At 45.2% G+C, this 12,625-nt stretch carries 11 protein-coding genes and 1 tRNA gene; 2 read left to right on the plus strand and 10 right to left on the minus strand.

Annotation, left to right across the window (positions count from 1 at the left end):
• Positions 1-35: 35 nt before the first annotated feature.
• The 4 genes from NYE35_RS25400 to NYE35_RS25415 form a co-directional block, all read right to left on the minus strand.
• Complete coding sequence (locus NYE35_RS25400) at positions 36-935, minus strand: carbohydrate ABC transporter permease (RefSeq protein ID WP_036686985.1); 900 nt, start codon at positions 933-935, stop codon at positions 36-38.
• A 17-nt stretch (positions 936-952) separates the two neighbouring features.
• Positions 953-1,876, minus strand: a complete 924-nt coding sequence (locus NYE35_RS25405; RefSeq protein WP_036687012.1) for an ABC transporter permease — start codon at positions 1,874-1,876, stop codon at positions 953-955.
• Positions 1,877-1,938: 62 nt separating this feature from the next.
• On the minus strand, positions 1,939-2,688 hold the full coding sequence (locus NYE35_RS25410) for an alpha/beta hydrolase (RefSeq protein ID WP_076139003.1): 750 nt from the start codon (positions 2,686-2,688) through the stop codon (positions 1,939-1,941).
• Positions 2,689-2,712: 24 nt separating this feature from the next.
• Entirely contained in the window at positions 2,713-3,726 is a 1,014-nt protein-coding gene (locus NYE35_RS25415; protein ID WP_076142395.1) for a LacI family DNA-binding transcriptional regulator, read from the minus strand.
• A gap of 444 nt (positions 3,727-4,170) precedes the next feature.
• Between NYE35_RS25415 and NYE35_RS25420 the strand changes: the two genes are divergently transcribed.
• Positions 4,171-5,079, plus strand: a complete 909-nt coding sequence (locus NYE35_RS25420; protein ID WP_341122205.1) for a serine hydrolase domain-containing protein — start codon at positions 4,171-4,173, stop codon at positions 5,077-5,079.
• Positions 5,080-6,779: 1,700 nt separating this feature from the next.
• On the opposite strand, the gene NYE35_RS25425 is transcribed toward NYE35_RS25420, so the two are convergent.
• Positions 6,780-6,853: transfer RNA gene (locus NYE35_RS25425), tRNA-Arg, on the minus strand.
• A 209-nt stretch (positions 6,854-7,062) separates the two neighbouring features.
• Positions 7,063-7,419 carry a hypothetical protein gene (locus NYE35_RS25430; protein WP_036686975.1) on the minus strand — a complete coding sequence of 119 codons (357 nt, stop codon included), beginning with the start codon at positions 7,417-7,419 and terminating at the stop codon, positions 7,063-7,065.
• Between the two features lie 144 nt (positions 7,420-7,563).
• On the opposite strand from NYE35_RS25430, the gene asnB reads away from it, so the two are divergent.
• Positions 7,564-9,408, plus strand: coding sequence for an asparagine synthase (glutamine-hydrolyzing) (gene asnB / locus NYE35_RS25435; protein ID WP_076129204.1), 1,845 nt, complete (start codon positions 7,564-7,566; stop codon positions 9,406-9,408).
• Between the two features lie 113 nt (positions 9,409-9,521).
• Here asnB and NYE35_RS25440 read toward each other — a convergent pair whose 3' ends face one another.
• From NYE35_RS25440 to NYE35_RS25455, 4 genes are all read right to left on the minus strand, one after another.
• Positions 9,522-10,358 carry an aldo/keto reductase gene (locus NYE35_RS25440; RefSeq protein ID WP_076146344.1) on the minus strand — a complete coding sequence of 279 codons (837 nt, stop codon included), beginning with the start codon at positions 10,356-10,358 and terminating at the stop codon, positions 9,522-9,524.
• Positions 10,359-10,513: 155 nt separating this feature from the next.
• Positions 10,514-10,969 (minus strand): cupin domain-containing protein, encoded by a 456-nt coding sequence (locus tag NYE35_RS25445; RefSeq protein ID WP_341122206.1) that lies wholly within the window; start codon positions 10,967-10,969, stop codon positions 10,514-10,516.
• Positions 10,970-11,071: 102 nt separating this feature from the next.
• Positions 11,072-12,007: an SPFH domain-containing protein gene (locus NYE35_RS25450; protein ID WP_036686962.1), complete on the minus strand. Its 936-nt coding sequence runs from the start codon at positions 12,005-12,007 to the stop codon at positions 11,072-11,074.
• The gene (locus NYE35_RS25455; protein WP_036686960.1) at positions 12,007-12,441 is read right to left on the minus strand and encodes an NfeD family protein; all 435 of its coding nucleotides are present in this window, start codon (positions 12,439-12,441) and stop codon (positions 12,007-12,009) included. Before NYE35_RS25455 ends, NYE35_RS25450 begins: the two co-directional genes overlap by 1 nt.
• Between the last annotated feature and the right edge of the window lie 184 nt (positions 12,442-12,625).

Here is a 12,625-nt window from a genome sequence, read left to right on the forward strand (position 1 = left end):
ACTGACCCTCTTTTATATGGATAAATCATAAACCACTAGGTCTTGATAGCCCCTGTAAGTACCCCTTTGGCAAAGTGCTTTTGGAGCATTGGGAAGAAACACATAATAGGAACCATGGTAACGAATACTGCCGCCATTTTCATACCCATAGAGAATGATTGCTTACCCACTGCGTCAACACTTGTGGCATTCGATGCATTCACTTGGGCTTCCATAATGATAGATCGCAACACGTTCTGCAGTGGCATCTGATCCGCTTTCCGCAGGAAGATCATGGCGTCATACCATCCATTCCAGAAGGCTACTCCGTAGAACAATGTGATGGTAGCTACGATTGGAGCAGATAATGGCAGGACTACAGAGAACAGGATTCTCCATTCCCCAGCACCATCAAGTCGCGCAGATTCCATCAGGGACTCAGGCAGACTGCTAAAATAGTTCGACATCAGAATCAGGTTAAACGCACTGAAGCTTCCAGCCAGAATAACTGACCAAAGGTTGCCTGTCAGATGCAGATCCTTCATCACCAGGTACAAAGGTACAATCCCGCCATTAAAAATCATTGTGAACAGGACAAGCATAAAAATGAGCTTTTTACCCGGGAATTTATTGCGGCTAAGGCCGTAAGCCATACTTGTCGTTAAGAACAAGCTAAGCGGGAGTCCTAAGATTAAGATCTTAAAGGTATTCCAATACCCTGTCCCGATCCGCCCATCAGCAAAGAGTGCCCGATAGGATTCCAGTGTTGGGTTCTTCGGAAATAACATCATAGGGTTATCAGCGTATTCCTTTTGCGTAGAAAAAGAAATCATAATGACATTCCAGAATGGAATAAGAATGGCCAAAGCGCCTACACTCAGAATTACGAAAATCACATAATCCATAGCGGTCATTTTTTTATGGTCTTGCATAATGGTCAGCTTTTTTTTACTCATACATTTGCACTCCTTTCTTACCGGAATAAACCGTCTCCGCCCATAAGTTTGGCAGCTCTGTCTGCCAGAATCAGCAGTATCATATTAACAAGTGAACGGAACAAACTGACTGCAGTGGAGAATGAAAAGTCTGTTGAAGACTGGAACGTGATTCGGTAGATATACACATCTAGTACTTCCGAGACGTTTTTCGTTGCAGCGTTACTCAAGTTAAAGATTTGGTCAAATCCAGATGACATCAGGCCACCGACGGAAAGGATAAACATAATCGTAATCGTCGGAAGAATGTTAGGCAGAGTAATGCGGAACATTTGCTGCAAGCGTGTAGCACCATCAATCTGTGCGGATTCATATTGGTCTGTATCAATACCAGAGATAGCGGCCATAAAGATAATGGCTCCCCAACCTGCTGATTTCCAGATATCCGTAAGATACAACATCGGAACGAACATTTTTTCAGAACCCAGGAAGTTAATGCCTGTCCCGCCAAACATTTGAATGAGGCTGTTAACCAGACCATCATAGGAAAGCACATTGATAACAACCCCGGATACTACGATCCATGACAGGAAGTTCGGAAATGTGAACACCGTCTGTAAAGCTTTTTTGTAACGATTCATGCGCAGTTCATTCAGCAGCAATGCCAATATGATCGGAAAAGGGAACTGAATAATCAGCTTACCGATGTTAATGGTTAACGTTCTCCATACGGCGTCAATAAAAGCCGGGTCACGGAACACATAGGTGAAATTCTCGAATCCGCTCCATGGGCTGCCCCAAATTCCTAAATTCGCTTTAAAATCTTTAAAAGCCAGAGATAGGCCACCCATCGGCAGATAAGCGAATAGGAAAAGCCACACTAGTCCAGGAAGCACCAGAGTATAGACCATTCTGTTCTTCCAGACTTCTCTTAGGAACAGTTGGAATCTGCTGTCGTTCATTTTTTTAGCCGGTATTGCAACTTCGGATTTCAATTTGCATCTCCTCACTCTGCTTATGTCTTTTAGTTGTACAAGAAATCAAAGGTTGTCTTCAGATGTTCCTCCCAGAATCGCCATTCATGAGTTCCAGGGGTCTCAACATACTGAAATTCATAAGGGGTCGTCTCCAGGTAAGCTGCGAATTCCCGATTCATCTCCACAAACGGATCTTCCGAACCACAGCAAGTCAGAATCGAAGGCAGGTTACGTCGATCGTCGACCAATTTAGCGGCTAAAGCGAACAGATCCTGATCCGGCTTAATTTGTAAGCGTTTTCCAAAAGTACCCGCCATCTCCCTCGCCATGTCCTTGGACATTTGCGGATCGTTTAATCGTTTCTGGAGATCGGTAACTCCTGATAACGAAACCACTTTGCTGTAACGCTCGGGATAGGTAAGTCCACATTTCAGAGCGCCATACCCGCCCATCGATAAACCAGCGATATACGTCTTCTGCGGATTATCATCCAACCTCATCATTCGGCCACAAAGCTCGGGAAGCTCATGGGTCACATAGTGGAAGTAATCCAGTCCGTACTCCATGTCTGTATAATAGCTCCTGTTTACTTGGGGCATTATGACTGTACAACCATATTGACTTGCATACTGCTCAATAGTAGTCATCCTGTGCCAAGTACTGGCGTTATCACCAGCACCATGCAGCAGGTAGAGCGTTCCTCCAGACATGTTGCCTGAATCGACGGGGGAGATAATACTGATGGTCGTTGTCATTCTCAAAGTAGGAGAGCCTGTCTCAACTGTTAATAATGCCATGAGTTATCTCCTTTTCGTTCTTATTCATTTGTTTATTTTCTTGCAAGATCCCCGCTTAACCAGTACGGATTCGAATACCATATGTTTGTTTTGCGAATCACCTGTGATCAGGTCAAACAAAATTTCAACACTGGCCTTCGCCATATCCACTCCGGGTTGGCTGATCGTATCCAGAGATGGATGATAATATTCTGCCATTTCAATCCCGTCGAATCCGATAATCGAAACATCATTTGGAATTGATAAGCCCAAGGACAATAACGCCTTAGCCGCCCCAATGGCAATCGTATCTGATGCAGCAAAAACAGCAGTGATATCTTTTTTCTTATTGAGCAGACGTTTGGTAGCTGTAAAGCCAGAGCTGGGACTATATTCACAATCCTCTACCATTGAAGGGTCGTACTCAATTCCATGCTCCTCAAGCGCTTTGATATATCCCATAAGCCGCCGGTTGCCTGTTGTATTTTGCACCAGAGGAAATCTGGCCAAAAAACAGATATTGCGATGTCCTAATGAGATTAAATAGCTGACAGCCTTATAAGATTCCTGAAGGTCATCAATGATCACGCTTGAAAAAACAGCAGGATCGACTTCTTTTGTAGTCGTTATGGTAGTCAGAACAAATGGAATTTTTAATTGTTTGAATTTATCTTCGGAGTGATCATACGTTCCGCCCATAAAAATTACGCCATATAGATTTTTTTCTTTTACAAGCTGTAGAGCGATATCGATCTCATCTACTCCATCTTCTACATGCTGGATCATTAGCGGACATCCCCGCAGGTTCACCTGGCGTTCAACTTCCTTGATCATGTCTGCAAAAAACGGGTTTGATATCCCTTTTACCATTAGCGCTATGGTATTGGATCGCGTTTTTTTCAAGTTGCTCGCATTACCGTTTGGAATATAGTTATGTTCTCTAACAACCGCCATTACTTTAGCTCTAGTTGTATCGCTTACAACACCGCTATTATTGATTACTCTGGAGACTGTGGCGATACCCACGCCTGATAGCCTTGCAATATCTTTGATATTCATATTTACCTTGCTCCACTCCTATGATGAGTCCCCCCTTCACCCGATGAAAATCAGGTTGTGGAAACGCATGAAATGATGGGAAACGTTTCCCACGACATCATTTTGAGTCCTTAGCGCGTTTTTTTCGCTTACTTCGTCCATTATGAACAGGTAATTTTTATAAGTCAACTAAAAACACAAAAAAAATTGTGATTCATCACTTTTTATTTGGTTAAAATTACAATAAGTCTATAGTTACTCAATCCAGAAATTAGAAATAATCGGTATTTATATATCAAACAATAGTTTTTCTTGCTTTATTGACTTTGAAATAAGAATGGAATACCATCAATTTAGCGATTTTTATCGTTTTAACAGAAAACGTTTCCACTCATTTTTCTAGTTTTTCTTTTTGTCACTTCGCTATCCTAGCTAGGAATATCAAGAGAAAGAAGGACTCTTTTTATGTTGAACATGGCTCAATTCGCAGCTAAGGCTCGTGAACGAAACCTGAATATCTTTAATGTTCGTGTGCTTCAAAACGGAAACCTTGTGGGAAAACTGGATCTCACGGAGGATATTCGGCGCTTGCAGCATTCCGTCAGCAAGTCTTTTACTTGTATGGCAGTAGGTCTTGCCATTGATGAAGGGAAGCTGACACTGGAAACAACGCTTAGAGATGTTTTTCCGGAGTATGCCTCTCCTCTTAAACAAACACTTCCTTCCATGCAGCCCGGAGATATAACTTTGTTCGATTTGCTGCGAATGAGTACAGGGCACGACTCCCCTCCATTTTGGGCTGAAGAGAGATTAGCCTTGAAGGATAAAAATTGGGTGCAGCATTATTTGTCTCTGACTTTAGACAGAGCTCCCGGAGAGAAATTTTCATACAGCAGCGGAGATACCATTATGATCTCTGCAATGGTGCAAGCCCGCGTCGGGCAAACCGTAAAGGATTATCTGGTACCTCGTTTGTTTGCACCTCTGGGCATAAACAATGTCGATTGGGAAACAACGCCTCAAGGGATCACCCTTGGCTGTGCCGGACTTCAGATTAACACGGAAGAGTTAAGCCGGTTTGGACAGCTGCTTTTACAGCAAGGAAAGTGGCAGGGCCAGCAACTGATTCCCGCAGCATGGATCGATTTTGTTACACAAAAACAGATCGACAATGATGGAATCGGCGACTGGGGAGAAGGATACGGCTGCCAATTCTGGCTCTGCTCCCACGACGCTTACCGTGCCGATGGCGCTCATGGACAATTCTGTCTTGTGGTGCCGGACGCTCAAGCAGTCATTGCAATTAACAGCATGGAAGATAACATGCAGGGAATCCTGGACACCGTCTGGGAGGAAATCTGGCCGCTTCTTTAGGAGCGGTCTTTTTTATGGCTTGAGGTTAGCGTGCGCATAATGGGTAATTTACATTCTTCGGCGATTAGTACATAACACCGCCAAGTAACCAGCGCTTTCTGTTGCTGAGGAGGCTCGCGGACTCAGATGACCTTATTTGCTCATTTATCGCCTTTTGAGATACGTTTCGGACTCCAGTGCAGCTATTCCTGAGAAAGCGGCTCTTTTGGGGCACGTTTGATACCAATAGCGACGATGGAGTCCGATAACATCGAAAATTCCGCACTTTTCTGCATTTAAGGTCCTCTGGGTCCGATAGCTGCTACATATGTGCAAAATAAGTAACTCATCACACCAAGTAACCAGCATTACTCAGACCGAGGAAGCTTGCGGACTCAGATGACGTTATTTATTCTTTTATCGCCTTTTGAGCAACGTTTCGGACTCCAGTGCAGCTATTCCTGAGAAAGCGGCTCTTTTGGGGCACGTTTGGCATCAATAGCGACGATGGAGTCCGATAACATCGCAAATGTGGCACTTTTCAGCATTTAAGGTCATCTGGGTCCGATAGCTACTGCGTATGTGCAAATATGGTCTAGATGTTCGAAGTTTGATGTTCAACGATGATTAGTAGCTAAACACGCCCAAGCGTTCACACCAATCGATGCTCAAACCGTAAGTCCCCACCATCAAACTCGCCATGCAGTCAACAACAATAGATGCACAACACCAAGTAACCAGCATTACTCAGACCGAGGAGGCTCGCGGACTCAGATGACGTTATTTGCTCATTTATCGCCTTTTGAGATACGTTTCGGACTCCACTGCAGCTATTCCTGAGAAAGCGGCTCTTTTGGGGCACGTTTGATACCAATAGCGACGATGGAGTCCGATAACATCGAAAATTCCGCACTTTTCAGCATTTAAGGTCATCTGGGTCCGATAGCAGCTGGGTATGTGCAAAATAAGTAACTCAACACACCAGTAACCAGCACTTGCTGAGACTGAGGAGGCTTGCGGACTCAGATGACGTTATTTACTCATTTAACACCTTTTGAGATACGTTTCGGACTCCACTGCAGCTATTCTTGAGAAAGTGGCTCATTCGGGGCACGTTTAGCACCAATAGCGACGATGGAGTCCGATAACATCGAAAATCCCACACTTTTCAGCATTTAAGGTCATCTGGGTCCGATAGCTGCTACGTAATGTACAAATGTGGTCTAGATGTTCGAAGTTTGATGTTCAACGATGATTAGTAGCTAAACACGCCCAAGCGTTCACACCAATCGATGCTCAAACCGTAATTCTCCACCGCCTACAAGTAACTCAACACACCAGTAACCAGCACTTTCTGTTGCTGAGGAGGCTCGGGACTCAGATGACCTTATTTGCTCATTTATCGCCTTTTGAGCAACGTTTCGGACTCCAGTGCAGCTATTCCTGAGAAAGCGGCTCTTTTGGGGCACGTTTGGCATCAATAGTGACGATGGAGTCCGATAACATCGCAAATTCCGCACTTTTCTGCATTTAAGGTCCTCTGGGTCCGATAGCAGCTGGGTATGTGCAAATGTGATCTAGTCGTTCGAAGTTTAATGTTCAACGATGACTCGAATTTCGACGTTTAGTTCAAGAAGGAAGACAAAAGTACCCCGTGTGTGACCTCGAACTAAAACTCGCGCACGCAAAAACAGCCTTCCCGAAGGAAGGCTGTTAATTGACGTCCCGGAAGGGATTCGAACCCCTGACCGTGCGCTTAGAAGGCGCATGCTCTATCCAGCTGAGCTACCGGGACATATAAGAAATAAATACTATGTATTGACGCAACGATATTTATTATACCTTATTCAGCGGATTTTTCAAGTCAAAACAACTTAGAAAAATAATAAAAGAGTTTTCGGTGCGGGTTTTTCACACGTCAGCGTAACCACAGGAAATGAAAAGAACGGCATTTCTGCCGTCCTTTTCAGCGATTCCAGTGTACACTTTACAAGCCTTCGTTATTTACTCCAGCTTTCGAAAACGCTTCTCCAGCTGCTTTTTCAAATCCCCAAAAGTGAGTAATTCTCTTTGAAACTTGGAATGCTCATCTTCTGGCGACATGAAGTTGCTGCCTGTAAATGCACTCGAGGTCACATCTTGAAAAGCGTCATGCATATTGTTATCAAACCAATCGGTAGAGGTATCAGCATCATTAGTCAGAATACGGACAATCTCATATCCCTCTTCACGCCGATCCTCAACGATATACACCAAAAGCGCAGGATCACTAACAGCACCCGGCAAAACACCCACTTCTGCACAAGGCGCACCATCGTACTCCATCATTCTGCGAATTTTGGCGTCTTTAATATAATACACCTGTCATCCTTCCCTCCTGGCAAATTCCCCTCTCCCCTAGTGTTCGGATAAGGACATACATTTTATGCCTTCCTTCGGCATATATCTGTATTACTTGGCAAAAAAGTAAGGACAACAATCGCACAAAAGAGAGGATGAACCATCATGTGCGGAATAACCGGATTTATCCAGTGGCGCGGAGATCTCACTCAGCACTCGCAGCTGCTGGTCAAAATGACTGAAACTTTAGCAAACCGCGGCCCCGATGCAGCCGGAACCTGGATCTCAGGCCCCTGTGCTTTCGGTCACCGCAGACTTAGCGTTATCGATCCGGAGAACGGTGCCCAGCCCATGATCACCCGCCATGAGGAACAGGTATACGCGATTGTTTACAACGGCGAATTATATAACGCCCTCGAACTCAAACAAGAACTTAAACAGCGAGGGCATCAATTCCGCACCCAGTGCGATACAGAAGTGCTACTGCATTCCTATATCGAATGGGGGCCGGATTGCGCAGAGAAGCTAAATGGAATCTTTGCTTTTGCAGTATGGGACGGTCTTCGCGACCAAGTCTTTTTTGCACGTGACCGTTTAGGTGTGAAACCCCTGTTCTATAGCAAGGTTGATGATGTGCTAGTTTTTGGCTCAGAGCCTAAAGCGTTGCTGCAGCATCCTAAGGTACAACCAATCGTGGGTCCTGAAGGTCTCGCAGAAATCTTCATCATCGGTCCAGCGCGTACACCGGGTCATGGTGTTTATAAGGATATGCAAGAGCTTCGTCCAGGTCATGCTATGATCTATAGCCGTGAAGGTCTGCGCAGTTATGCCTATTGGAAGCTGGAGAGCGCAAAGCATACTGACAATGAAGCAGAGACAGCCGCTAAGGTGCGTGAACTGCTCCAAGATACACTCGAACGCCAACTGGTCTCAGACGTCCCTGTTTGCTCTCTTTTGTCGGGAGGGTTGGATTCCAGTGCGCTGACGGCACTTGCAGTGGATTACTACAACCGGAATGGTCAGGGACAAGTGGATACTTATTCCGTAGACTATGTAGATAACGACAAACATTTCAAAAGTCATACTTTCCAGCCGGGAGCAGATGGGCCGTGGATTAAACGAATGGTCGATGAATTGAATACAAACCACCACTACATCTCGTTCGATACCCCGGAGCTTGTAGAAGCGCTGGATAATGCTTTGTACACTAGGGATTTACCAGGGATGACCGATGTAGACTCTTCTTTGTACTTATTTTGCCGGGAGATTAAAAAGAACGCGACAGTAGCTATTTCCGGTGAAGCTGCGGATGAGATTTTTGGCGGATACCCTTGGTTCCACCGTGAGGAAATGCTCTCCTCAGGCACTTTTCCTTGGTCAGTTGCTCCGAAAATGCGTGCAAGTCTACTTTCCCCAGAAATTAACGAGTGGATTCGTCCACTGGAATATTTGGGTGACAGATATAGCGATGCGGTGGCTGAAGTTCCGAAGTTGGATGGAGAAACGGGAAAACAAGCACAAATGCGCGTAATGTCCTATCTGAATATCACCCGCTTCATGCCTACTCTGCTAGACCGTAAAGACCGAATGAGCATGGGCGCAGGGCTAGAGGTACGTGTTCCTTATTGTGATCACCGACTCGTTCAATATGTATTTAATATTCCGTGGGAAATCAAAAATCTGGGGGGCCGTGAAAAAGGGATTCTACGTAAATCTCTTGAAGGCATTCTTCCAGACGATGTGCTCTACCGCAAAAAAAGCCCTTACCCCAAAACTCATAATCCTGCCTATTTAAATGCGGTACGAACTCAGGTATTAAACATTCTGGATGACTCTACTTCACCCCTGCTTCCATTAATTGATGCTGCCAAAATCCGTGAGATCGCCGCTTCTCCGGAATCCTCAACCAATCTGCCTTGGTTCGGCCAGCTCATGTCCGGTCCTCAGCTGTTTGCTTACCTCGCCCAAGTGGATCTCTGGCTACGTAAATATAACGTCTCCATCCAATAAGCGCGTAGAGAACTGAGATAATCGACAAGCCAAACAGCAAGTCACCGGATACGGGGACTTGCTGTTTGGCTTGTATTTGCAATAATTACTCTACGATCTTATCTGAACGATCCTTAAAAGTTAAAGTTGTCCGGGTCCGGGCCAAATCGATGGTCTTTGTTCAAGCCCTCGATAGCTTTGACATCCTCATCACTAAGCGTAAAGTCAAAGAATCCCGCATTCTCCTTGATTCGATCCGCATGTACGGATTTAGGTATCGTAATGACACCTTGCTGCAAATCCCAGCGAAGTACAATTTGAGCAGGGGTCTTGCCATACTTCTCAGCCAGCTCGTTTAAGAGCGGTAGATCAAGATTCCCTTGCATTAATGGACTCCATGCTTCAAGCTGAATGCCCTGTTCATTGGCATATTTCAGCAGCTCACGCTGAGTCAACAGCGGATGGAATTCCACCTGATTCACCACTGGTACCACTCCGGTATCCTCGATGATATCTTTCAGATGATGAACCTGAAAATTGCTCACGCCGATAGATTTGATGAGGCCCTCTTTTTGCAGATGAATTAAGGCCTTCCATGTCTCACGATATTTTCCTGCCACCGGCCAGTGTATGAGATACAGATCTAGATAGTCCAGACCTAGCTTGCGCCGGCTATCCTCGAACGCTTTTAGCGTAGACTCATAACCTTGATCAGGATTTCGTACTTTAGTCGTAATAAACAGCTCATCCCGGGCCACTCCACAATCACGAATAGCTTGTCCTACGCCTTCTTCGTTATTGTATCCGGCTGCCGTATCAATACTTCGATATCCTAATTCCACTGCGGTTTTGACCGCATGAATAACCTCTTCGCCATCTTTAGTCTTATACACGCCAAGACCCAGCCACGGCATGGTCACCCCATCATTTAAAGTAGGACCACCCGAGAACGGTGCATTCAATTCACTCATCACTTAACCCTCCAAGCTTATTGTTATTTCGTTAAACATACTTAACCTTTTTACCCACTTAAGAAGCAAACGCTACCATAAAAAGTATAGCAGATGGCTTCATCATTCCCCAAATCCTTATAAAAAAACGGAGGCGTAAGCGCCCCCGCTCTTCTTTATTTCTCAATTAGTTTGAAATCATCAAAATGGAATTCAGGAGAAACAATACAGGATACCAGCGTCGGCTCTTTGCCTAACGAACGCGCGGCCTGCCATACTCCCGCTGGAACAACCACTTGTGGCTGCTGGCCTGCAGCAATATCGAGACCCAGAATAACTTCCTGCACATCCTCAGGTTTATCTCCATTACCTCCGAGACTAAGCACGATTGGACTACCGTAATGCCACAACCAAACTTCATCGGACAATACAGTATGCCAATCAGATTGTTCGCCTTCGTGAAGCAGAAAATAAATTGAAGATGCCGAATGACGTGATCCAGAATAGCTATCGCCTAACACTTCCTGCGAAATTTCAAATTCCGAATTCCAAAGTCTTTTGTACCAACCACCCTCAACGTGAGGCTGTAATCCAAGCAGTTCAACTAGCGGTGAAATTTCTTTTTGCGTCACAGTAGCTTCTCTCCTTCAAAGTTAGCATGAACAACAATAGCTTCATATGCATAAGGTTGTTTTTGCCTTTTACTTTAACGGAATAAGCTCGAATTGTAAAATCTATTTACTGTCCTTGCTCGCTTTGAAGACTTCCGCAATCGCTCCAAGACTTCCCAGCGTTTCAACAGCGCTAGTTGGCAAGAACACTTTATTAGCAGGGCCTTTGGCAATCTCAGCCAGAGCCTCGAAGGAACGATAAGCCAGCACCTGCTCATCCAGACCTGCTGAACGAATCAGCTCAATACGTGATTTTTCTGCTTCTGCCACGGCTTGAATCGCTTTAGCCTCACCGTGTGCTTCCAGTTCCTGCGCCTGCCGTGAACCCTCAGCTTGACGGATACGCGCTTCTTTATCGCCTTCTGCTTTTAGAATCTTACTCTGTTTATCCCCTTCAGCGCGCAGGATCATATCCTGCTTGGCAGCTTCCGCTTCCAAAACAATGGCACGTTTGCTCCGCTCTGCTTTCATCTGCTTATCCATCGCTTCCTGAATATCCAACGGCGGTTTGATATCGATAACTTCCACACGCTCGATCCGTACGCCCCACTTCTCAGTAGCTTCATCGAGAGCAAGACGGATATCCGTCGAAATCTTTTCCCGTCCAGACAAGGTCTCATCCAATTCCAGCTTACCGATGATTTGCCGCATCGTTGCCGTCGAAATGTTTCTTACCCCATAAACATAATCAGAAATACCATAAGTAGCTTCCTCTGGTCCAACCACCTGGTAGAAAATAATCGTATCAATCTGCACCTGCACGTTATCCTTTGTAATTACCGTTTGCGGAGGTACATTTGCTTGTTGAATCCGTAAATCATGGTAGGTGCGCACCTGATCAATTACAGGAATCAGAATGTTCAGCCCCGGTGTCAGCAGACGATTAAATTTACCGAGCCTTTCCACTACGCCTACCCGCTGCTGTGGTACGATTTTGACTGTTAATGCCACAAAAACTACGACCACTACAATAATAATTGCGATAATTGCCCATTGCATTAGTTCATTTCCCCCCATCGTTCTACTTCGATAATCGTCGTGCCTCTTTTCACTACTCTTACAACCTCATCCTTGCCCAGAGACTGTTCAGAGGTCGCGCTCCACGTATCTCCGCCTACCTTCACTTGCCCGTAACGTCCCTGCTCTATCGGCTCAACAACTACTCCTTGCCTACCGATGATTTCTGTACCTGTATCCTTGAACCCACGTGAATGGCGAAATCTAGAAACCAGTGGTTTCGAGAATATAGTCAGACCAAGTGCGACCAGTGATCCAAGGACCACCTGAAACAAAATGGCTTCGGGAACAATCAGCGACACCAAACCTGCGGCCAAAGCACCAATACTAAGCCACAATAAATAAAAGGTAAGCGTCATCATCTCTACAACAAACAGGACACCGGCTGCGATCAGCCAAAACACCCACACAACCATCGGTGAGCCCACCACCTTCCGTATGATACTACTATAACGAAAAGAAACATCGATGCGTTGCATAGTTCCATAAAAAAATATTTCAGGCATGTATATAATTTATATTCATTACATCGGTGGTTATGTGTTTCTTCATGAGTTTCTTGATAAAAGGCGAGTATACAAATCCAAAAGGGTTCACTTT

This window comes from Paenibacillus sp. FSL L8-0494 (assembly GCF_038003695.1).
Lineage (GTDB): Bacteria > Bacillota > Bacilli > Paenibacillales > Paenibacillaceae > Paenibacillus_AQ > Paenibacillus_AQ odorifer.

What these genes read in the sequence shown, in the direction of transcription:
- NYE35_RS25400 (WP_036686985.1), bottom strand. Translation starts at nt 935, where the DNA reads ATGAGTAAAAAAAAGCTGACCATTATGCAAGACCATAAAAAAATGACC.
- NYE35_RS25405 (WP_036687012.1), bottom strand. Translation starts at nt 1,876, where the DNA reads ATGAACGACAGCAGATTCCAACTGTTCCTAAGAGAAGTCTGGAAGAAC.
- NYE35_RS25410 (WP_076139003.1), bottom strand. Translation starts at nt 2,688, where the DNA reads ATGGCATTATTAACAGTTGAGACAGGCTCTCCTACTTTGAGAATGACA.
- NYE35_RS25415 (WP_076142395.1), bottom strand. Translation starts at nt 3,726, where the DNA reads ATGAATATCAAAGATATTGCAAGGCTATCAGGCGTGGGTATCGCCACA.
- NYE35_RS25420 (WP_341122205.1), top strand. Translation starts at nt 4,171, where the DNA reads ATGTTGAACATGGCTCAATTCGCAGCTAAGGCTCGTGAACGAAACCTG.
- asnB (WP_076129204.1), top strand. Translation starts at nt 7,564, where the DNA reads ATGTGCGGAATAACCGGATTTATCCAGTGGCGCGGAGATCTCACTCAG.
- NYE35_RS25440 (WP_076146344.1), bottom strand. Translation starts at nt 10,358, where the DNA reads ATGAGTGAATTGAATGCACCGTTCTCGGGTGGTCCTACTTTAAATGAT.
- NYE35_RS25450 (WP_036686962.1), bottom strand. Translation starts at nt 12,007, where the DNA reads ATGCAATGGGCAATTATCGCAATTATTATTGTAGTGGTCGTAGTTTTT.
- NYE35_RS25455 (WP_036686960.1), bottom strand. Translation starts at nt 12,441, where the DNA reads ATGGTTGTGTGGGTGTTTTGGCTGATCGCAGCCGGTGTCCTGTTTGTT.